The sequence below is a fragment of the Streptomyces sp. NPDC041940 genome, assembly GCF_055589465.1.
Genome location: NZ_JBVJBP010000021.1, coordinates 52,479 through 71,780, shown reverse-complemented (window position 1 = coordinate 71,780; position 19,302 = coordinate 52,479). Strand labels below are relative to the sequence as shown.

Annotated in this window: 21 protein-coding genes; 7 read left to right on the top strand and 14 right to left on the bottom strand. The window is 71.2% G+C overall.

Annotated features, from left to right (window positions below):
* Positions 1-220: 220 nt before the first annotated feature.
* Positions 221-1,915, top strand: coding sequence for an SMI1/KNR4 family protein (locus tag ACZ6I3_RS29790; RefSeq protein WP_469418773.1), 1,695 nt, complete (start codon positions 221-223; stop codon positions 1,913-1,915).
* Between the two features lie 17 nt (positions 1,916-1,932).
* Here the strand turns inward: ACZ6I3_RS29790 and ACZ6I3_RS29785 are convergent, their stop codons facing one another.
* Positions 1,933-3,207, bottom strand: coding sequence for a phosphatase PAP2 family protein (locus ACZ6I3_RS29785; RefSeq protein ID WP_469418772.1), 1,275 nt, complete (start codon positions 3,205-3,207; stop codon positions 1,933-1,935).
* Between the two features lie 223 nt (positions 3,208-3,430).
* Positions 3,431-4,324, bottom strand: coding sequence for a MerR family transcriptional regulator (locus ACZ6I3_RS29780; RefSeq protein WP_469418771.1), 894 nt, complete (start codon positions 4,322-4,324; stop codon positions 3,431-3,433).
* 164 nt (positions 4,325-4,488) lie between these two features.
* Here ACZ6I3_RS29780 and ACZ6I3_RS29775 point away from each other — a divergent pair, with 164 nt between their 5' ends.
* Complete coding sequence (locus tag ACZ6I3_RS29775) at positions 4,489-5,214, top strand: GntR family transcriptional regulator (protein ID WP_469418769.1); 726 nt, start codon at positions 4,489-4,491, stop codon at positions 5,212-5,214.
* Positions 5,215-5,271: 57 nt separating this feature from the next.
* On the opposite strand, the gene ACZ6I3_RS29770 is transcribed toward ACZ6I3_RS29775, so the two are convergent.
* The 7 genes from ACZ6I3_RS29770 to ACZ6I3_RS29740 all read right to left on the bottom strand — a co-directional run bounded on the left by ACZ6I3_RS29770 (position 5,272) and on the right by ACZ6I3_RS29740 (position 10,031).
* Positions 5,272-5,925 carry a DUF3105 domain-containing protein gene (locus ACZ6I3_RS29770; protein ID WP_469418768.1) on the bottom strand — a complete coding sequence of 218 codons (654 nt, stop codon included), beginning with the start codon at positions 5,923-5,925 and terminating at the stop codon, positions 5,272-5,274.
* Positions 5,926-6,029: 104 nt separating this feature from the next.
* Positions 6,030-6,425 (bottom strand): hypothetical protein, encoded by a 396-nt coding sequence (locus ACZ6I3_RS29765; RefSeq protein ID WP_469418766.1) that lies wholly within the window; start codon positions 6,423-6,425, stop codon positions 6,030-6,032.
* Between the two features lie 41 nt (positions 6,426-6,466).
* The gene (locus ACZ6I3_RS29760) at positions 6,467-7,135 is read right to left on the bottom strand and encodes a DsbA family protein (RefSeq protein ID WP_469418765.1); all 669 of its coding nucleotides are present in this window, start codon (positions 7,133-7,135) and stop codon (positions 6,467-6,469) included.
* A gap of 116 nt (positions 7,136-7,251) precedes the next feature.
* Positions 7,252-7,929, bottom strand: a complete 678-nt coding sequence (locus ACZ6I3_RS29755) for a hypothetical protein (protein WP_469418764.1) — start codon at positions 7,927-7,929, stop codon at positions 7,252-7,254.
* A 115-nt stretch (positions 7,930-8,044) separates the two neighbouring features.
* Positions 8,045-8,647 carry a response regulator gene (locus tag ACZ6I3_RS29750; RefSeq protein ID WP_469418763.1) on the bottom strand — a complete coding sequence of 201 codons (603 nt, stop codon included), beginning with the start codon at positions 8,645-8,647 and terminating at the stop codon, positions 8,045-8,047.
* Complete coding sequence (locus ACZ6I3_RS29745) at positions 8,644-9,759, bottom strand: sensor histidine kinase (RefSeq protein ID WP_469418762.1); 1,116 nt, start codon at positions 9,757-9,759, stop codon at positions 8,644-8,646. The genes ACZ6I3_RS29750 and ACZ6I3_RS29745 overlap by 4 nt, the downstream gene beginning before the upstream one ends.
* The gene (locus ACZ6I3_RS29740) at positions 9,756-10,031 is read right to left on the bottom strand and encodes a hypothetical protein (RefSeq protein WP_469418761.1); all 276 of its coding nucleotides are present in this window, start codon (positions 10,029-10,031) and stop codon (positions 9,756-9,758) included. The genes ACZ6I3_RS29745 and ACZ6I3_RS29740 overlap by 4 nt, the downstream gene beginning before the upstream one ends.
* A 108-nt stretch (positions 10,032-10,139) precedes the next feature.
* Here ACZ6I3_RS29740 and ACZ6I3_RS29735 point away from each other — a divergent pair, with 108 nt between their 5' ends.
* From ACZ6I3_RS29735 to ACZ6I3_RS29715, 5 genes are all read left to right on the top strand, one after another.
* Positions 10,140-11,024 carry an ABC transporter ATP-binding protein gene (locus ACZ6I3_RS29735; protein ID WP_469418760.1) on the top strand — a complete coding sequence of 295 codons (885 nt, stop codon included), beginning with the start codon at positions 10,140-10,142 and terminating at the stop codon, positions 11,022-11,024.
* Between the two features lie 66 nt (positions 11,025-11,090).
* Positions 11,091-11,810 carry an ABC transporter permease gene (locus ACZ6I3_RS29730; RefSeq protein ID WP_469418759.1) on the top strand — a complete coding sequence of 240 codons (720 nt, stop codon included), beginning with the start codon at positions 11,091-11,093 and terminating at the stop codon, positions 11,808-11,810.
* A 201-nt stretch (positions 11,811-12,011) separates the two neighbouring features.
* Positions 12,012-12,533 carry a DUF4232 domain-containing protein gene (locus tag ACZ6I3_RS29725; RefSeq protein WP_469418757.1) on the top strand — a complete coding sequence of 174 codons (522 nt, stop codon included), beginning with the start codon at positions 12,012-12,014 and terminating at the stop codon, positions 12,531-12,533.
* 96 nt (positions 12,534-12,629) lie between these two features.
* The gene (locus ACZ6I3_RS29720) at positions 12,630-12,854 is read left to right on the top strand and encodes a hypothetical protein (RefSeq protein ID WP_469418755.1); all 225 of its coding nucleotides are present in this window, start codon (positions 12,630-12,632) and stop codon (positions 12,852-12,854) included.
* 209 nt (positions 12,855-13,063) lie between these two features.
* The gene (locus tag ACZ6I3_RS29715) at positions 13,064-13,555 is read left to right on the top strand and encodes a CinA family protein (RefSeq protein ID WP_469418753.1); all 492 of its coding nucleotides are present in this window, start codon (positions 13,064-13,066) and stop codon (positions 13,553-13,555) included.
* A gap of 40 nt (positions 13,556-13,595) precedes the next feature.
* On the opposite strand, the gene ACZ6I3_RS29710 is transcribed toward ACZ6I3_RS29715, so the two are convergent.
* The 5 genes from ACZ6I3_RS29710 to ACZ6I3_RS29690 form a co-directional block, all read right to left on the bottom strand.
* On the bottom strand, positions 13,596-14,297 hold the full coding sequence (locus tag ACZ6I3_RS29710; protein WP_469418752.1) for a cation efflux transmembrane domain-containing protein: 702 nt from the start codon (positions 14,295-14,297) through the stop codon (positions 13,596-13,598).
* Positions 14,297-14,632, bottom strand: a complete 336-nt coding sequence (locus ACZ6I3_RS29705) for an ArsR/SmtB family transcription factor (RefSeq protein ID WP_469418750.1) — start codon at positions 14,630-14,632, stop codon at positions 14,297-14,299. Before ACZ6I3_RS29705 ends, ACZ6I3_RS29710 begins: the two co-directional genes overlap by 1 nt.
* A 119-nt stretch (positions 14,633-14,751) precedes the next feature.
* Positions 14,752-16,086 carry a diaminopimelate decarboxylase gene (gene lysA, locus ACZ6I3_RS29700; RefSeq protein ID WP_469418748.1) on the bottom strand — a complete coding sequence of 445 codons (1,335 nt, stop codon included), beginning with the start codon at positions 16,084-16,086 and terminating at the stop codon, positions 14,752-14,754.
* 15 nt (positions 16,087-16,101) lie between these two features.
* Positions 16,102-16,437, bottom strand: coding sequence for an SAV_915 family protein (locus ACZ6I3_RS29695; RefSeq protein WP_469418747.1), 336 nt, complete (start codon positions 16,435-16,437; stop codon positions 16,102-16,104).
* Between the two features lie 329 nt (positions 16,438-16,766).
* On the bottom strand, positions 16,767-19,301 hold the full coding sequence (locus ACZ6I3_RS29690) for a DUF4118 domain-containing protein (RefSeq protein WP_469418745.1): 2,535 nt from the start codon (positions 19,299-19,301) through the stop codon (positions 16,767-16,769).
* Between the last annotated feature and the right edge of the window lies 1 nt (position 19,302).

Genomic DNA, 19,302 nt, shown 5'->3' with positions numbered 1-19,302 from the left:
CACCGGTCCGAAGACTGCGGGCCCGGCGGCGCAGCGTGCCTGCGGAACGCTGCGCCCGAATCTGCCCTGGAAACTCGCCAGGCCCTCACTCACCATTGTTCCGCCGCTTGCCTCCTCCCTCACCTCGCCGTGCACCCGCACACAAATTCGGCGGGATTACGCCCCTGCCGCGGCAGGAACGGCAGGGCACTGTCAGTGGCCCGGCGTAGGGTCCGCTGCCATGAGCATCCCCGGCGTCGAGGAGTCCTGGGCCCGCATCGGCACCTGGCTGGCCCGGCGCGCTCCGGTCACCCACACGACCCTGCGCCCACCGGCATCACAGGACGGCATCGAGGCGGCCGAGCGGATGCTCGGGGTGGCGTTCCCGGCTGACCTGGTGGCATCGCTGGGGTGCCATGACGGGGTGGAACCCGGTGACGGCGCCCTGGAGTTGACGTATCACGGACCCCTGTCCGGAGTCGCGGACATCGTGCGGAGCACGACGTTCCTTCGAGGCATCGCGGAGAAGGACGATGAGGAGGGACTGCCCATCACCCGGGGTATCGCCGGGAGGTCCTCGGACAGCCTGTTCGTGTGCTGCCGTCCCGGATCCCACCACGGCCAGGTGGCGCACTGGCCCTCGCTGCGTCATGTTCTGGCCGACTTCGCGGAGGCGCTGGAGGGGGCCCTCCCGTTATTCGGCCGCATCCCCCTCGCCGTGGACGGAAGGCTGCTGTGGGAGGACGGCGAGCGGACCGTGCCCGCCGACCCGGTCTCCCCGCTCACCCACGCCACCACGCTCGCCGAGCCGGAGTCGGACCCGCCCTTCCCCCAGAACCCGGTCTTCCCGGACCACGCCGCAGGCGCCGGGCCGGCCCCTGCGGAGGGCGGCACGCAACGGCTCTTCTTCCTCCGCACCGGCCGCCCGCGTCGCGAACCGCTCCCGGACCAGCCGGACGTGGCGTTCGCCGCGGGTCTTACGCCGGCCGGCATGCTGCGCCGGCTCGGCGCCGTCCCCGGCACCGTCCGGCCGCGCGACCGCCGGCAGGCGCAGCGGGCGGTGGAGTCGGCGTGGGCCGCGCACCGGCCCCTGGTCCGTGCGGGTGCCGTCGGCGGCTGGGCGTACGCCACGATCGAGGGCGGTGCCGCGCAGTTCGCCCGGCCCGAGGTGCTGCGTGCCCTGTCCGCCGGCACGCGGGTGGTGGTCCTGACCAGGCGGGGTCCCGAGGTAGCTCTCACCTTCGCGGAGGACGGCGTGCCGGGCCCGGAGGAGGACACCCGGCGCGTCATGTCACCACGGGAGGGCAATCGCGTCGGCGGACCGTGGGCGCGGCGCCTCGGTGTGGACCTCTGGCCCGGCTCCACCGCCGCCTACACCGACTTCCTGGCGGTCCTGGAAGAGGAGTTCGGGATCGCCTACGACCCGGACGAGGAAGGGCCGACGGAGCTGACCAGCGCTCTGGTGCTGCCCCTCCTGGAGGACCCGCAGGAGCGTGAACCCGAGCCGTACGTACGGGACTTCGACCTGGCCGGGCTGGTGGAGCGCACCCCGCCGGAGCGACTGCGCGCCGCCGTCGCGGCCCAGCTGGCCCGGCTTGCGGCCGAGACGCACCTCGACGCCCACCCGGAGGTGACCGAGGCCCTCGACCGGATCCGGCACGGCCTGCCGGTCGACTGCGACCAGGACGATCCCCTGGCCGTGCGGATGCGGACCCTGGTCGCGGAGGTCCACGCGACCAGGACGATGCTGTCCGGCGGCGACGGCGAACCCGTGTCGGCGGAGGACCTCACCGCGTGGGTCGCGCGCAGCGACGCGGCCGACGCGCTACGGGCCTTCCTCCGGCTCCCCTTGCCCGTCGCCGCCGAGGCGGTCCTCCAGCGGCGGGTCTCCCTCCACTGGCGGGACGAACTCGCCGCCGACCTGGGCGACACCTGAGCCTGCGGCGTGGCGGCTCAGACCATTTCGGGTTGCGGCTCCGGCTGGGGCGTCGGGGCCGTCTTCGGCTCCCACACCCTGGTGGTCCGTATGTAGCCGTAGATCACCGAGGCCATCGCCAGCAGGAGAAGCGGTCCGAATATCCGCGGGTGCGCGGCCATCTCCACCGGCAGATAGCGATAGGAGACCAGGAGCGCGCCGAACACCGTCGTGCCGTAGGCGACCAGTTGGACTCCCGACCGGTCCCAGCCGCGTGCCTGCGCGCGCAGACCCGCCTCGATGGTGAGCGTGAACACCACGCCGGCGACGAGGTCCACGCCGTAGTGGTAGCCGAAGCCGAGCGTCGCGGTGAGCGTGGCGATCAGCCAGAACGTGCCCCCGTAGCGCAGCAGGCGCGGGCCCCGACGGGAATGGAGGTAGATCGCGACGGCCCATGCCGTGTGCAGGCTGGGCATGCAGTTGCGCGGGGTGATCCCGTCGAACGGCATCGCCTGCGGGGCGCCGACCGGCGGCGGCAGGTCGGGCCACAGGTTGGCCAGCGCCCACTGCCCGCCGTCGGCACCGTAGGCGAAGACCGGCCCGACCACCGGGAAGATCATGTAGATGCCCGGCCCGAGGAGGCCGATCACCAGGAACGTGCGCACCAGGTGATGCTTCGGGAAGCGGCGCTCGGCCGCCACGTTGCGCAGCTGGTACAGCGCGACGACGACCGCGCCCACCGCGAGCTGCGCGTAGACGACGTCGAGCAGAAGGGTGCCGACCGGGTCGGTCGCCATGACGATACGGCCCACCAGCCACGACGGGTTGCCGAGCGCGTGATCGGCGGACGCCAGGTACTGGTCGAGAACCAGCGGGCGGGTCTTGGACGTGATGAGCAGCCAGGTGTCTCCGGTCTTACGGCCGGCCACCAGCAGCAGGCCGAGCCCGACGCCCTTCAGCAGCAGAACCCGCTCCGCGCCGGTACGGCGTGTGACGGCCATGACCGCGATGCCCAGGATCACCCACAACGCACCGTTGCCGAAGGGGTGGCCGTCGGCCAGGAAGGGGGCGCCGATCGCCCACCGCACCAGTTGGAAGACGGCGTCGATACCGACCGCGACGCCGACCGCGATGAACCGTTGCCGCCGGTTGAGGACGATCAGCGCCATGGCCAGGCAGGCATACAGCAACCAGCCCGATTTGGGAGGGAGTATCACCTCTTGCACCTGGCAGGTGATCGGCCCCGGCACTCCGTAGCGACGCGCGGCGATCTCCAGCGCGATGAGGAAGCCGAGGGTGATCACCGCCGCCATGGCCCATAGCAGCACTCGCGGTTGACGCCATGCGGCGAACGTCGTTCTGCTGCCTATTCGCGCAAGAAACCGCGATGCCATGGGTATCAATTTTTTAGTCTGTTTTCCGGTGAAGAAGGACTATGAGGGCGCTCGTCACAAGCTCGAACATGCTAGCGGAGCGATGCGGATGAGTCTCGCGATTACGGGTGATTCGCGCCGACTCAGATGGTCAGGGCATCGATCAGGGCCTTGGCGGCAGGTGGGCCAGGACGTGGTCGCCGGTCAGTGGGTCGGTGTCGCCGTCCTGATCGGCCGAGTGAAGCAGTTCGATGACACGTTCCTCGTACCGGACGCGGGCCGGGGAGAAGTCGTACGGCATCTTGCCGATGGCCTCCATCGCGCTCATCCTCGCCCCGTCTCCTTCCTCGCCGGCGTGCTCGTCCTCCCGGTCCAGGAGGACGTCGAGGGCCTCTTCCAGGCCGGATCTTTCGATGGCGGCTGCCAGGGCGGCCTCGTGATCACATCGCTGGGCGGCCAGGTCTTCGACGCGGGGGTCGTCGGGGGACATGGCGTCGTCCAGGGCCGCCTCGGCCTCGGCCAGTCGGTCCTCCGCGGCCCGCAACTCGGGGTGGGTGGCCAGGACGATGAACCGGTCGGCCTGGATCGCGGCGCCCAGAGGGCCGAAGACGCGCTCCGTGACCAGGAGGGTATCGAGGTCGGTGGAGCGCAGAGCTCCGGGCGGTAGATCGCGTAGGCGGTCCGTGACCAGCGGTGAGAGCAGGCCCAGGGGGCTGCCCACCTCGCGCAGACGGTTCACGGCGGCCCGCTGGGCCTCGATGACGGCCGCCTTGGAAGCGAGGGACTCCTCCAGACGGGCCAGGGACTCCTCGATGCCGGTGGCGCCCTTGAAGGCGGCCTGGATGTCATCCAGGGAGATACCCGCATCGGCCATCCTGCGGATCCACAGCAGGCGGATCATGTCGTCGTAGCCGTAGCGGCGGCGGTCATCGCTGCCGCGTTCCGGTTCGGCGAGGAGCCCGATGGCGTGGTAGTGGCGGATGGCGCGGGGTGTGGTCCCGGCGAACGCGGCGGCATCGCCGATCTTGACCCGGCGGGGAATCGCAGGAAGGGGCATGCGAGGGAACCTCTCGATGTCGTCTCGCCGCCTACTGGACCACATGCCGCTACGGCACGTGCAAACCCCGCTGTCGTGGGCGGAACAGTCCTGGGGGGTGGGGAATTCAGTCGACGAATAGGCTGTATACAGCACGACATGCGGTCTGGCGACGAGGGAGTGTCATGGTCCGGGCGACCGGCAAGAGCGAAGCGGTGTACGCGCGGCTGAAGGGTGACATCGAGTCGCTGCGCCTGCGCCCCGGGGCGAAGCTGAGCGAGATCCAGCTCGGGGAGGAGCTGGGGGCGTCCCGCACCCCGGTGCGCGAGGCGATCCGGCGGCTGGCCCGTGAGGGGCTCGTCGACTTCGTGCCGGGCGAGGTGGCCCGCGTGGCGGGGATCTCGCTGGGCGGGGTGCGCGCCCTGTTCGACTTCCGGATGCTGCTGGAGCCGGAGGCGGCCGCTTCGGTCGCGACGGCGGGCACGGCCCGTGAGACGACCCTCGCACCGTTCCGGGAACTCCTGGAGCTGCTGGACGAGTTCGACACCTCCTTCCGGGCGCTGAACGCGGCCGAGCAGGAGCAGGGCTACCAGGGTTTCTACGATCTGACCGAGCGTTTCGACCAGGCGGTCATCGCGGCGTGCCGCAACCCGTACCTCGCCCGCACGATCGGCGACCTGCGCAGCCAGACCGTGCGGCTGCGGTATCTGTCGCACAGCGGACCCCGGCGCATGCTGACGTCGCTGGAGGAGCACCGCGCCATGCTCAAGGCGATCACGCGGGGCGACGCACAGGCCGCGTCGGCGGCCTGCCGTCACCATCTGGCACAGACGCTGCAGGCCCTCATCGACAGCCTGACCGCACAGGACTTCGCCCTCGGCGGCGAGGTTCAGCTCGACATCGTCGGCTGATCCCCCTCACTTGCTGTATACAAGATTGGATGCCCGCGAGTTCACCCACACGCGCACCTACTGGGTCAGTCCGTTCGTGCAGGCGGCGCCCGGCTCGGGCGTCTGCGAGCCCTGGACGTACTTGGTCAGGAACTGCTCGACCCGCGGGTCCGACGCCTTGTCCACGGTGAGCTGGTAGCCCCAGGCCGACAGCATGATCTTCCCGGGCTGCTCGTCGACCGGACTCATCAGCGTGTAGGGAGTCCTGGAGACCTTGTCACCGAGCTTCTTGACGTCGGCGTCGGCGGCCTTGTCGTTGTACGTCACCCAGACCGCCCCGTGTTCGAGGGAGTGGACGGCGTTCTCCTTGCCTATGGCCTTGGTGTAGACGGTGCCGTCGCAGGTCATCCACGCCTGGTTGTGGTCGCCGCCGACGGGCGGGTTCATCGGGTAGTCGACGGCGGCCTGGACGTGCTCGCGGCCGAGTTTCTTCGTGTCCCAGGTTTTCTCGCCGCGTACGGGCTTCTTCGCGGCGGCGGCCTGCTGCTCGTCCTTCTCCTCGGCCTTGTTCAGGGCGTACGCGCCGAAGCCGGCCAGTCCGGCGACGATGACCGTGCTGAGCGTGATGGTGATGACGCGGTTGCGGCGCTCGCGGGCTCTTTCGGTGCGGCGCATCTCCTCGATGCGGGCCTTGCGGGTGACGGCGGCGGCCTTCTTGCCGGTTTTGCTCATGACTGGTGTCCTTCCGTCCCGCCGTACGGCGGTCAGTGCGGAGCTGGAGTGGATGTCTTCGAGCGCGTGCGCACGGGTGAGCGCACGGCGTCATGGCATCCGGCTCAGGTCCGCAGCACCTGAAGGACGTGAAGGTCGGGAGCGCCGCCCGCGGGAGGCGGCTGGGCGAGGGGCGTGGTGTCGCCCTGCCACCTGGGGAGATCCGGCATGCGGGGCAGAAGCGCCGGCATCGGTTGCACGGGGGTCGCGAGGAGCGCCGCCGCCTGGTGTGCGGCCGGTGCGCAGCACGCGTCGCCGGTGGGGCAGTCGTCCAGGTGCACGGCCGTGATGGCGTGATGCCCGGCCCGGTGGTCGCCGTCGACGCCGCCGTGTTCCGCGTAGCCCAGGCACATCACCACCGCCGCGAGCAGGACGGCGAGAGCAGGACAGAGGACCCGGGCGCACGTGGTCCACCACGCTCCACGGGGTCTGCGCTGCGTCAGCGGCGTCCTGCTCGTCATCACGGTGATGTTAAGCGGTTTCGAGGGGTGCCGGGGCGGGGTCAGTCGCCGAGCCTGTCCTCGATGAGGGCCTTGAACTCCTTGTAGGAAGCGGGAGGTTGGATCCTGGTCCCGTCGAGGAGGAAGGTCGGGGTGCCCTGGACGCCCAGGCCGAGGCCGTCGCGCTGGTCGGCCTGGACGCGTCCGGCCGTCTCCGGATCGGCGAAATCGGCGTCGAACTTCTTCATGTTCAGGCCGAGTTCCTCGGCGTAGCCGCGGAAGACGGGCGCCTTCCACTCCTGCGACTCGCCCCACTCCTTCTGCGTGGTGAAGAGCTTGGTGTACATCGCCTCGAACTCGCCCTGCTGCGCGGCGGCCTCGGCGGCGCGTGCGGCCGGCTCGGCGTTGCGGTGTCCGGGCATGGGGAAGTAGCGGGCGACGAAGGTGACCCGGTCGCCGTACTCCTCACGCAGCCGCTCCACGACCGGGTAGTACGCCCCGCACGCCTCGCACTCGAAGTCGAGGAACTCGACGATCGTGAGCTCACTGCGCTCCGGTTCGGTCAGTCGGTGGCTGGAAGCCCGGACGGGCAGTGACTCGGCTGCGGGCCGCACGTCCGCCCCGGTGCTTGCTCCGTCGTCGGGCCTGAGCAGCAGGTAGGAGCCGAGGGCCGCGGCGAAACCGGCCACGAGGACGGCGGCGACGATCAGGTGTTTGTACGGTTTCTTCATGATTCCTCAGGGGGAAAGTGGTCGTGGTGGTGCGGGCGGGACGCCCCTCGCGGGCGGGCAGGCCAGGAAGGGGTTGTGGTCGGCGATAACCAGGGCGGGACGGCGCCGCGTGCCCGTCAGGGCAGGCAGGGACCACCGATCGGCATCGGCCGGAGCAGAGGCAGGAGGAACGGACCGCGCCCGTGACGCGGGGGCGCCCTGCCCTCGTTCAGCCGGACCAGCAGCGCCGACACCGGCGGAGCCGCGCTCTCGCGCACCGCGACCCGCGGGCCGTTGCCGTGGCGGCCGCTCAGCAGCGGCCACAGGAACAGCAGCAGACGTCGTACGACCGTCCATAGCGTCCTGCTCTGCCACAGCAGCCGCTCGGTGAGGCCCAGCAGACGGGCGGCGAGCAGGAGCACGACCGCATGGCCGGCCACTACCACCCCGGGCGACGGACCGGCGACCGCGTCGTGCTCGGCCAGCCGGGACAAGCCGCCGCCGGAGCCACCCCGTTCCGCCACCGCCGCACACGCGCCGGGCAGGGAGTACGCGGCGTGACAGGCCAGTTGCGCGACGGCGAGCACCGCCGACACCTGGGTGTCCGTCAGCCTCCGCCGCGTCAGCACCGTCGCGCCCGGCACGGCCACCGCCGCCATCCCGGCCACGATGATCCAGCGAGGAGCGTGGCACTGCGCCAGCACGTGCCCGGCCAGCGGCAGCAGCACACACAGCACGGCGAGCACACCCGCGCTGAACCCACGCAGCAGGCCGGACGCCGGGGAGGGGAGTCCTCGCGGGCGGTGCGGTCGCATCAGGGTCGGGCCTTCGGGAGCATCGGGCTGCGAGGGGCGGTTTCCCCGCACGCCTCCGCAGCGTATCGGGCCGCTGCCGACGCCCCTCTCGCGGTGCCCGCCTCTACAGCCAGTTCTACAGCCAGTCGTGCTCCCGGGCGTAACGTGCCGCTTCGTGCCGGGTCCGGGTCTGGGTCTTCCGCATGGCGTTCGAGAGGTAGTTGCGCACGGTGCCTTCCGCCAGGTGCAGGCGGGCGGCGATGTCGGCGACGGAGTAGCCGTCGCGCGTGACGCGCAGGACGTCGATCTCCCGGTCGGTGAGGGGACAGTCGTCGACGACGGCGAGCGCGGAGACATCCGGGTCGATCCAGCGCTTGCCGTCGTGCAGCGTATGGATGACCGACGTGATGTGCGCGGGTTCCGCCGACTTGCTGACGAAGCCCTGGACGCCCAGTTTCAGGGCCTTGCGGAGCACTCCGGGCCTGGCATGGCGGGTCAGCATGAGGATCACCTGCTCCGGCCGGGCACGGCGGATCTCCGCGACAGCGCCCAGCCCGTCCACGCCGGGCATCTCGAGATCGATGACGAGTACGTCGGGCTGGTGCCGGAGCGTGGCCCGGACCGCCGATTCGCCGTCCTGCGCTTCGGCGAGCACGGTGATCTCGTCCTCCAGGCTCAGCAACGCCGCCAGGGCCTTACGGAGCAGGGCCTCGTCGTCGGCGAGCACCACGGTGGTCATCGGTCGGTCCTCCCGTTCGAAAACGCCGCGGCCGTGAGGAAGCGGCCGTCCGTCTGCTCCACCGTCAGCTCACCGCCGTGGTCGCCCACGCGCTCCCTGAGGGTGGACAGTCCGCTGAGCCCGGACAGGGGAGCCGCCCCCGCGCCGTCGTTGACGATCGCGATGCCCGACTCCGCGAGAGTGATCCGCACCCGCGTGGCCTGCGCGTGGCGCAGGATGTTCGTCGTCGTCTCCCGCAGGACCTGGCCGAGCAGTTCGTCGACCCGCTCGTCGACCTCGGCCTCGCGGTCGACCCGCACGCGGATGCCCGCGGCCTCGAAGAGGTTCTTCGCGTTCTCCAGCTCCACGGACAGGTTGAGCCGCCGCTGTGCGTACGCCAGCTCCTTGGTCTGGGTGATGGTGTCGCCGACCAGGGCGCGCACCTCCCGGAGTTCCTCCTCCACCCGCCCGATGTCGCTGCGCACCAGCTTCTCGGCCAGCGCGATCTTCAGCTTCACCACATGCAGTGTGTGGCCCTGGATGTCGTGCAGATCACTGGCGAAGCGCACGCGTTCCCGGACGACCGCCAGCTCCGCTTCACGTTCCCGTGACTGCTCCAGCTCCTCGACGAGGTCGTAGAACACCTGCCCGGCGAACATGCCGCCGGTCACCACGACCATGACGCCCGCCGGGACGAGGACATAGAGGAGCAGGTCCTCCGGCACATCCCCCGGCACGACCAGCAGCCGGGCCGCGCCCACGGCGGCGACGAAGGCGATCAGCCCGACGGCGGCCGCGACGCGGTGGCGCGGCAGCTTGGGCGCGTACAGCGGGCCCAGGACGGAGATGCCGAAGAACGCCGTATGGCCGCCCACGAACAGCACCCCGGCGATCCACACCATCGCGGTGACGATCAGGCACGGGAGGACGACCCGCGGAATCCCGCTCGCCGTCCAGCGCGCGGAGGCGACCAGCGCCGCGGCCACGCCCAGGCTCAGGATGACGGCGTCCCACCACGTCCGGGCGTCGACCACCACCAGCAGGGTCCCGACGGAGGCGTTCACCGTGACCATCGTGGTGACGTTCAGCCGGCGCAGCCGTTCCCGTGTTTCCCCGCGGTCCGGCGTCCTCACCGCTGCGTCCGCACGCTGAGCAACGGGATCGCCGAGGCGCCGGCCACGGTGAGGGCCGCGGCCGTCCACATCAGCCACTGGTTGTTCTCGAGCCAGGACTCCATGTCGTCAGGGTAGAGACCGACGCCGAGGTGGTGGACGAGAAAGACTGCGCACACCAGGAGGAAGACGGCGGCATTGGCCGTCAGCAGTATGCGCAGGGGTCTGGTGTCCATGTACGGCGCTCCGGGGTCGAACAGCAGAGTCTCCGCCGCAGTGTTCTGCCTGCTCACGGGCAGCACCAGTGACACCACGTCATGGGTTCACCCCCCGAGATGTCACACCGCGACGATGACACCACGGCCCTGCCGTACGGGCGGGACGTCGGCTGAGATCGACGCATGACCTCGACACCAGTCATCGACGTTGAACGCCTCAACCTCAGCTACGGCGACTTCCACGCCGTGAAGGACCTGTCGTTCCAGGTGCGGAAGGGGGAGCTGTACGCGCTGCTCGGCACGAACGGGGCCGGCAAGACCTCGACCCTGGAGACCGTCGAAGGCCACCGCGCGGCCACCTCGGGCACCGTGCGGGTCTTCGGGCAGAGCCCCCGCGACCGGCGGTCCGTGCGGCCCCGGATGGGCATCATGCTCCAGGAGAGCGGGTTCTCCCCGGATCTGACGGTGAGGGAATCCGTCCGGATGATCGGAACGCTCTCCCGGCGCAGGGACAGGGTCGACCGCGTCCTCGACGTCGTCGGCCTCACGCACAAGGCCGGCACCAAGGTGTCCCAGCTCTCCGGCGGTGAGAAGCGGCGTCTGGACTTCGCCACGGCCGTGTACGGGAAGCCCGAGCTGATCTTCCTCGACGAGCCGACCACCGGCTTGGACATCCAGTCCCGGGACGCCCTGTGGGACGCCGTGGACAAACTGCGCGAGGACGGATCCACCATCGTGCTCACCACGCACTACCTGGAGGAGGCCCAGGCGCGTGCCGACCGCGTCGGGCTCATGCACCAGGGCGTCTTCCACCAGGAAGGGACCGTCGCCGAGCTGACGCGGACGCTGCCCGCCGTCATCCGCTTCTCGCTCCCGGCCGCCGCACCGGCGCTGCCGTTGCGGGCCACGCGTGCGAGTGACGGACGGTTCCTCGTCGAGACCTTCGGCCTGCAGGAGACCCTCTACGCCCTGCTCGACTGGGCGCACGCGGGCGGGCTGGAGCTGCGGGAACTCGAAGCCGGGCCGACCCGGCTCGACGACGTCTTCCGCGCCCTCGGCGACGACTAGCCCCTCCTCCCCCTCCCCCAACGGTCAGCCCCTCCCCCGGAACCTCCCAGGAACAGGCCCTTCACCATGCTCTCAATCGCTCTCGGCGAGCTGATCCAGATCTTCCGGAACCGGCTGGTTCTGGTCACCGGTTTGATCATGCCTACGGTGGTCAGCGCGTACTTCATCCGCCAGCACGAGGTCTTCGCGGACCTGGGCAGCCTCGGATACATCGCGGCGGTGGTGGTGTTCACCGTAGGGGCGTTCGGGCTCTACACCACCACCGTGACCACTCTGGCCTCGCGCCGTCAGAACCTCTTCCTCAAGCGGCTGCGCTCCACCCCGGCGGGCGACGCCGGCATCCTCTCCGGCCTGATGCTCCCGGTCACCGTCCTGTCGCTGCTCCAGGTGGTGGCGATCCTCGTGGTGCTGGGCTCGGTCGCCGGCGAACCGGCCAACGTCCCCCTCCTGGCGGCGGCGGTCCTCTCCACGGTCGCCATGATGCTCGGACTGGGACTGGCCACGGCGGGACTGACGAACTCTCCGGAGCACGCCCAGGTGACCACGCTGCCGGTCAGCCTCGGCACCATCGCAGTCGCGAGTTGGGTGGGGATCACCGGCACCGAGGAACTCACCCTGCTCAAGCGGCTGCTCCCCGGCGGCTCGGCCACCGAACTGGTCCTCAACGCCTGGAACGGCGGCGTCCCCGTCGCGGACTCCCTCCTCCTGCTGGCGCCCACACTGAGCTGGGTGGTCGTCGCCATCGCGCTCGCTTCCCGCCTGTTCCGCTGGGAGCCGCGCCGGTGAGCGGGAACCCGGGGGGGCTGGGCTCTCCCCCGTCCCAGCACACCGTTCCAGGCGGTCAGCGTCTTTGCTGGTCAGCCCCCGTTCCAGCGTTCCGGCGTCCCATCATCGCCGCCGCTTGTGGCGGGCGGGACGAATCGCGGAACAAGCTGCGGTCGTCCAGCAACCCGCTGGACGACCCACCTCTGCACGATGGAGATCTCGATGCGTTCGCGCTTTGCCGCCCGCCCCGCCCGTCTCGCCCTGGCCGCCGTCGCGGCGGTCGCCCTCACTGCCACCGCGACCGCGACCGCGACCGCCGACAGCAAAGGCAGCACCGCGCGGGCCTGCGTGACCAAGGACCTGACCTTCAAGCTGACCACGGAGACCCAGGCGGGTGGCTACTACCTCCTCACCGCCAAGGCCAAGTCGGGCGTCACCTGCTACCTGAAGGGTGTCTTCCCCTCCGCGTCCTTCGGTTCGGCCGCCGACACCGAGGTGGGACCGGCCGAGCACGCGGTCAGCGAGAACGTCGTCCTCTCCGGCTCCACCCGGGCCTACGCCGGCATCAACCCCAAGACCACCAACAACGACTACGGCAAGGAGTTCGACCGGATCCACCTGTCCGTCGCGGGCGACGAGGCCAACTCCATCAGCCTCGACCTCCCCGACCCCGCCCTGGTCGACAGGCCCGTCGCCACCAACTGGCACACCGACCCGGCCGACGCGGTCCCGTTCTCCGGCTGACGGATACACGGGGACACGGAGGTAGAGGGGGCGACCACCTAGACCAGCGCCGTTTTGGCCTAGTTACGCATAGGACGCCTGATCGTTCAGCAGTGCATGACCAACACGCGACGCACCATCGCCGCCCTGGCTCTCGCCGGGGCCGCCCTGGCCGCCACCGGCACAGCTCATGCCGCCGACCCCGGCGGCAAGGGCGGCGACCAGGCCGACGGCACCACCGTGAGCACGAGCGGAAACAACCTGCTCCACAGAACCACCAACGCGCTCAGCCCGCTCACCAGCCTCCTCCCGGTGAATGTCAACGACCTTGGCCACCACTAGACGAATGTCTCGGCCGTAACTCCGGGCCCCGGGGATCTCATGACGATTCCCGGGGCTGCCCCATGGGGTGTTCGGCAATCACGCCCCATGGCCGTTTCGAACGGCCGGCTGGTATCGAGTTCCTGCGTCGAGGCCGGATACGCTTTGGCGCTCGGCCTACCGTCCGTGGCGACGGGCACCCCGGCGCAGCCCGCAACGGAGGAGTCTCTGTGACACCGCAGGACATCGCGGCACGGCTCGGTTCGCTGCTTCGCGCCGGCGGTCTGTCCGTCAGCACGGCGGAATCCCTCACCGGCGGCATGCTCGGCGCGACGATCACCGGCACCCCCGGCGCATCGGACTACTACCGCGGCGGCGCGATCACCTACGCGACGGACTCCAAGGCGACGGTCCTCTCCGTCACCGAGGCGACCCTCGCCTCCGACGGCCCCGTGAGTCCTGCGACCGCCGAACAAATGGCGCGCGGTGTAAGGGAGTTGTTCGGCAGCTCCCTCGGCGTCTCGACAACCGGCGTCGCCGGCCCCACCGGCCAGGACGGCAAACCCGTAGGACTCGTCTACATCGGAGTCTCCGACACGGAGCGCACCGTCAGCCACGAGTTCAGAAGCAACGGCACGACGCGCGACGAGGTACGCCGCCAAGCCGTGGAACGGGCACTGAGCCTGCTCGTCGACCATCTCGACCGGCCGGAGAAGAACTGACGGACCCGGGCTCGACTACGACCAGGGACGACGTCGCCCCTCAGCCGCAACAGTCGCACCCTGGACGACAGCCACACACCTCCGCATCACTCGCCCCGGCCGCAGGGGCGACGGCGCAACAGCCCTCACCCCGCCAGGCGTCACGCCCCTCCTTCAGGGCGACGGCCGCGATGACGAGGGCGGCGACGGGGTCCGCCCAGGACCAGCCGATCGTGGCGTTGAGGATCAGGCCGACCAGCAGCACGCCCGAGAGGTACGTGCACAGCAGGGTCTGCCGGGAGTCGGCGACCGCGCTGGCGGAGCCGAGTTCGCGGCCCGCGCGGCGCTGGGCGGCCGACAGGAACGGCATGACCGCGAGGGAGAGGGCGGCCAGCACGATGCCGGGGACGGAGCGTTCGGCCTCGCCGGTGCCCGTGAGGGCGCGGACGGCGTCGACGCTGACATAGGCGGCGAGCGCGAAGAACGACAGCGCGATGATCCGCAGGGCGACCTTCTCGCGCGCCTCGCGCACGGCGTGCTCCCGGGCGGAGAACTGCCAGGCGACCGCGGCGGCCGAGGAGACCTCGATGATCGAGTCCAGGCCGAAGCCGATCAGAGCGGTGGAGGAGGCGAGGGCGCCGGCGGTGATGGCGACGATCGCCTCGATGGCGTTGTACGCGATGGTCGCGGCGACCAGCAGGCGTATCCGGCGGGCGAGCGCGTCGCGGCGGGCCGGGGTGGGGCCGAGGGATATCGCGGTCATCAGCAGCACCCCTGCTCGTCGGCGTCCACACAGGTACGGTCCGTGGCGACGGCGACCACGGCGGTGCGCAGGTCGTCCAGCGCGTGGCCGAGGCGTTCGTCGGCCAGTTCGTAGCGGGTGCGGCGGCCGTCGGGCACGGTGACGACGAGGCCGCAGTCGCGCAGGCAGGCGAGGTGGTTGGAGAGCCGGGTGCGGGAGACGGCGAGTGCGTCGGCGAGGTCGGCGGGGTAGGCCGGCGCCGCACGCAGAGCGAGCAGGACGCGGCAGCGGATCGGGTCGGCGAGCGCGCGCCCGAAACGGGCCAGGACGTCGATATCTGAGGCAACGGTCAGCACCAGGCGACAGTACACACAATCCTGAATTCAAGAAAACCTGAACGATGCGGGCCCGGGCGGGCCGGTCGGCGTGGGTGAAGGAAGACCGGCCCGCCCGGGGGTCGAGGGGTTCCGGTTCGCTACAGGCCCACGTCCCGGCTGCGGATGTCTTCCAGGGACTCGCGACGCACCAGGAGGCGGGCGAGTCCGTCCCGTACGGCGACGACGGGAGGACGGCCGACCAGGTTGTAGCCGGAGGCCATGGACAGGTGGTACGCGCCCGCGACGGGGACGGCGAGCAGGTCCCCTGGGCGTATGTCGGCCGGGAGTTCCGCGTGCGGTGCCAGGACATCGCCCGCCTCGCAGTGCCGGCCGACCACGGTCGCCCGGGCCGGGGCCGCGGTGCTGTGCCTGCCGATCAGGCGAGGTGCGTAGCGGACGCCGTACAGGGCCGGGCGCGGGTTGTCGCTCATGCCGCCGTCCACGGCCACGAAGACGTTCCCGCCGGTGTGCTTCACGGACAGGACGCGGTACAGGGCGATGCCCGCCGGGCCCGCGATCGCCCGTCCCGGTTCGATGATCAGGCGGGGAACGGGAAGTCCGGCCGCGGCGCAGGCCTCGGTGAGTCCGGCGCGGACCTTGCGGGCCAGTGACGTCAGGTCCAGGCCCTCCTCGCCGGGGCGGTAGGCGATGCCGTGGCCGCCGCCGAGGTCGAGTTCGGGCAGGAGCAGGCCGTGCTGCTCGTACAGGCGGGCCATGAGGCCGACGATGCGGCGTACGGCGACGAGGTACGGCTTGACGCTGGTGATCTGGGAGCCCAAGTGGCAGTGGAGGCCGGTGAGTTCGAGCTGCGGCTGGTCCAGGATCCGGGCGATGGCGTGCTGGGCGTAGCCGTCGGCGATGGAGAGGCCGAACTTCTGGTCCCCCGTGCCGGTCCGGATCTTCCGGTGGCCTCCGGCGCTGATGCCCGGCACCACCCGGACCATCACTTTCTGGCGCCCGTCCGGCCCGACGGCGGCGGCCAGCCGCGCGATCTCGGAGGGGCTGTCGATGACGATCCGGCCCACGCCCAGGCGCAGGGCGGTGTCCAGGTCGCGCGGGGACTTGGCGTTGCCGTGCAGCACGATCCGCTCGGGCGGGAAGCCGGTGGTGACGGCGAGTTCCAGCTCACCGGCGGAGCAGACGTCGAGGCCGAGGCCCTCCTCGTCGACCCAGTGGGCCATGGCCCGGCACAGGAACGCCTTGGCCGCGTAGAGGATTTCGGCGTCCGGGAAGGCGTCCCGGTAGGTGCGGCAGCGGTCGCGGACCTCGGCCTCGTCGAGGACGTAGGCGGGGGTACCGAAGCGGTCGGCGACCTCGGCGAGCGACACGCCGCCCACGGCGAGATCGCCGCCCCGGGGCTCAGTGGTCGAGGCGGGCCACACCGACAACTCGGCCGAAGCGGCGGTGGCGGCGGGTTCGTGAACCGTTGTCATCGTGTCTGCCCCTTCTCAGGCGGTCCGCAGTGCGGGAACGGGAGCGGCGGGCTCGACCGGAGCGGGAGCCTGCGCCGAGAACAGCGGGTCCACCGTGACGGTGGTGACGCCGAGCGGGACGGTCAGCGCCCGCAGGGCCGGCTCGGCGAGGCGGATCCACACCTGGTCGGGGCCGAGCGTGGCGGTCAGTCGCCGTGCGGAGGTGAAGCCGACGGCGGTGCGGTGCCCGAGCGGGGTGCGGAAGAGGCGGGCCGCGTACCCGCAGGGTCCCGGCCGGACCGGGACGTAGAGGGGTCCGGCCGGGAACCGATCAGGAGGTTCGGGGTCGTCGCCGAGGAGAGGTTCTGCCATGGGGTGCCTCCTGAGAGACGGGGTGTGAGTGGTCCGAAAGGCCCCGGACGCGGGGAGGCGGGCCGGGGCTCGCCACCGACGTTATGCCCGGTGCCCCCGGCTCCGGACATCCCCTGACGGGACGCTGACGGTGATCCGGGCGACCTTGACGAAGTGTTGACACGGCTGGTGAGAGGGCGGGAGTGGTTCCGTTCGCCGGGCCGTCTCCGCCGTCCCCGCTTCAGGCCGCGCTGGAGGCCGCGCACCGCAGGAACTTCCTGGGGCTGCGGCTGGACACCGGATACCGCGTGCGGGAGTTCGACGCCGTACCGCCCGGCGCCTGGGCGCCGTCAGGACGCGGCCGGCAGCTCCGGCAGCGGCCGCCGCTCGGGTGCCGTCCGTACGGTGAGCACCATGGTGAGGCCGCCGCCAGGGGTGTCCTCCGCGTGGAGCGCGCCGCCGACGGCCTCGGCGAAGCCGCGGGCGACCGCCAGGCCGAGGCCGACTCCGGCACCGCGGGGCGAGTCGCCGTAGCGCTGGAAGGGTTCGAAGATGCGGCCCTTGGCGTCGTCCGGTACGCCGGGCCCGCGGTCGACGACCCGCACTTCGACGCGGTCGGCGAGGGCGCTCGCCGAGACCAGGACCTTCTCGCCCGGGGGGCTGTACTTGACGGCGTTCTCGACGACGTTGGCGACGGCCCGCTCCAGCAGTCCCCGGTCGACGTGGACCATGGGCAGGGTCTCGGGCACGTCGAGTTCCACGCTGTCCTCGGGGACTCCGCCCAGCGCCATCGGCACGACCTCGTCGACGTCGGTCTCGCGGATGATCGGGGTGACCGTGCCGGTCTGCAGGCGGGACATGTCGAGCAGGTTGCCGACCAGGAGGTCGAGCCGGTCGGCGCCCCCCTCGATGGCCTCCAGAAGCTCCGCCTGGTCCTCCGGCGACCACTCGACGTCGTCCGAGCGCAGGGAGGTGACCGCGGCCTTGATGCCGGCGAGCGGGGTGCGCAGGTCGTGGCTGACGGCGGCGAGCAGCGCGGTCCGTATGCGGTTGCCCTCAGCCAGTTCCTCGGCGCGGTCGGCCTCGCGCCGCAGGCGCTGGCGGTCCAGGACGACGGCGGCCTGCGCGGCGAACGCGGCCAGCACCCGGCGGTCGGCGGCCGGCAGTACCCGGCCGCGCAGGGACAGGGCCATGTGGTCGCCGACCGGTACGTCGACGTCCGCGTCCTCCGGTTGCCCGGCGGGCCGGGGTCCGACACTGCCGGCGCAGGTCCAGGGCTCCGTCTCGTCGGTCCGCTCCAGCAGGGCCACCGACTCCATGCCGAAGGTCTCCCGGACCCGTTCCAGCAGCTCCTCAAGCGAGGTCTCGCCGCGCAGGACGTTGCCCGCGAGGAAGGAAAGGATCTCCGACTCGGCCCGCAGCCTGGCCGCCTGGTGGGTGCGGCGGGCGGCGAGGTCCACCACCGAGGCCACGGACACGGCGACCCCGACGAAGATCGCGATGGCGACGATGTTCTTCGGGTCGGCGATCGTCAGGGTGTGAACGGGCGGGGTGAAGTACCAGTTGAGCAGCAGGGAGCCCACCACCGCCGATGCCAGTGCCGGGAAGAGCCCGCCCAGCAGGGCCGACGCCACGGTCAGGGTGAGGAACAGCAGCATGTCGTTGGCGAGGCCGACGTCCGGAGCGGCGCTGGTGAGGAGCCAGGTGAGGACCGCGGGGCCCAGGACGCCGACGAGCCAGCCCCAGATGACCCGGGACCGTCCCAGGCGTGCCCCGCGCGCCACCGGGAGGCCGCGCCCCTTGCCCGCCTCGTCGTGGGTGATGAGGTGGACGTCGAGGTCCGGGCCGGAGTCCCGGGCCACCGTCGCGCCGACGCCCGGCCCGAAGACGTACTGCCATCCCTTGCGCCGGGAGACACCGAGGACGATCTGCGTGGCGTTGACCCCGCGTGCGAAGTCCAGCAGGGCCACCGGTATGTCCTCGCCGACGACCTGGTGGAAGGTGCCGCCGAGGTCCTCGACCAGCGTGCGCTGGACGGCCAGTTCCTTCGGTGAGGCGGCGGTGAGACCGTCGCTGCGGGAGATGTAGACGGCCATCACCTCGCCGCCGGCGCCCTTCTCGGCGAGCCGCGCGGCACGCCGGATCAGGGTGCGTCCCTCGGGGCCGCCGGTCAGGCCGACGACGATGCGCTCGCGCGAGCCCCAGATGGCCGAGACCTTGTGCTCGCTGCGGTACTCGGTGAGATACGCGTCGACCCGGTCGGCCACCCACAGCAGCGCCAGTTCGCGCAGGGCGGTCAGGTTGCCCGGCCGGAAGTAGTTGGAGAGGGCCGCGTCGACCTTGTCGGGCTTGTAGATGTTGCCGTGCGCCATGCGCCGCCGCAGCGCCTCGGGCGACATGTCGACCAGCTCGATCTGGTCGGCCCGGCGTACCACCTCGTCCGGCACGGTCTCCTGCTGCCGCACCCCGGTGATCGACTCGACGACGTCGCCGAGCGACTCGAGATGCTGGATGTTGACGGTGGATACGACGTCGATCCCGGCCGCGAGCAGTTCCTCGACGTCCTGCCAGCGCTTGGTGTTGCGGGAGCCGGGAATGTTGGTGTGGGGCAGCTCGTCGACCATCGCCACCTGGGGGCGGCGGGCCAGGACGGCGTCGATGTCCATCTCGGTGAAGGTGGTGCCCCGGTACTCCAGCTCCCTGCGCGGAACCTCCTCCAGACCGTGCAGCATCACCTCGGTGCGCGGCCGGCCGTGGTGCTCCACGAACGCGATCACGCAGTCGGTGCCCCGCTCGACGCGCCGGTGCGCCTCGGAGAGCATCGCGTACGTCTTGCCGACGCCCGGTGCCGCGCCGAGGTAGATCCGCAGCTTGCCGCGTGCCATG

Excerpts from the sequence above, each read along its gene's own strand:
- ACZ6I3_RS29790 (WP_469418773.1), top strand. The coding sequence starts at position 221 with ATGAGCATCCCCGGCGTCGAGGAGTCCTGGGCCCGCATCGGCACCTGG.
- ACZ6I3_RS29785 (WP_469418772.1), bottom strand. The coding sequence starts at position 3,207 with ATGGCGGCGGTGATCACCCTCGGCTTCCTCATCGCGCTGGAGATCGCC.
- ACZ6I3_RS29780 (WP_469418771.1), bottom strand. The coding sequence starts at position 4,324 with ATGCCCCTTCCTGCGATTCCCCGCCGGGTCAAGATCGGCGATGCCGCC.
- ACZ6I3_RS29775 (WP_469418769.1), top strand. The coding sequence starts at position 4,489 with ATGGTCCGGGCGACCGGCAAGAGCGAAGCGGTGTACGCGCGGCTGAAG.
- ACZ6I3_RS29770 (WP_469418768.1), bottom strand. The coding sequence starts at position 5,925 with ATGAGCAAAACCGGCAAGAAGGCCGCCGCCGTCACCCGCAAGGCCCGC.
- ACZ6I3_RS29765 (WP_469418766.1), bottom strand. The coding sequence starts at position 6,425 with ATGACGAGCAGGACGCCGCTGACGCAGCGCAGACCCCGTGGAGCGTGG.
- ACZ6I3_RS29760 (WP_469418765.1), bottom strand. The coding sequence starts at position 7,135 with ATGAAGAAACCGTACAAACACCTGATCGTCGCCGCCGTCCTCGTGGCC.
- ACZ6I3_RS29755 (WP_469418764.1), bottom strand. The coding sequence starts at position 7,929 with ATGCGACCGCACCGCCCGCGAGGACTCCCCTCCCCGGCGTCCGGCCTG.
- ACZ6I3_RS29750 (WP_469418763.1), bottom strand. The coding sequence starts at position 8,647 with ATGACCACCGTGGTGCTCGCCGACGACGAGGCCCTGCTCCGTAAGGCC.
- ACZ6I3_RS29735 (WP_469418760.1), top strand. The coding sequence starts at position 10,140 with ATGACCTCGACACCAGTCATCGACGTTGAACGCCTCAACCTCAGCTAC.
- ACZ6I3_RS29730 (WP_469418759.1), top strand. The coding sequence starts at position 11,091 with ATGCTCTCAATCGCTCTCGGCGAGCTGATCCAGATCTTCCGGAACCGG.
- ACZ6I3_RS29725 (WP_469418757.1), top strand. The coding sequence starts at position 12,012 with ATGCGTTCGCGCTTTGCCGCCCGCCCCGCCCGTCTCGCCCTGGCCGCC.
- ACZ6I3_RS29720 (WP_469418755.1), top strand. The coding sequence starts at position 12,630 with ATGACCAACACGCGACGCACCATCGCCGCCCTGGCTCTCGCCGGGGCC.
- ACZ6I3_RS29710 (WP_469418752.1), bottom strand. The coding sequence starts at position 14,297 with ATGACCGCGATATCCCTCGGCCCCACCCCGGCCCGCCGCGACGCGCTC.
- lysA (WP_469418748.1), bottom strand. The coding sequence starts at position 16,086 with ATGACAACGGTTCACGAACCCGCCGCCACCGCCGCTTCGGCCGAGTTG.
- ACZ6I3_RS29695 (WP_469418747.1), bottom strand. The coding sequence starts at position 16,437 with ATGGCAGAACCTCTCCTCGGCGACGACCCCGAACCTCCTGATCGGTTC.
- ACZ6I3_RS29690 (WP_469418745.1), bottom strand. The coding sequence starts at position 19,301 with ATGGCACGCGGCAAGCTGCGGATCTACCTCGGCGCGGCACCGGGCGTC.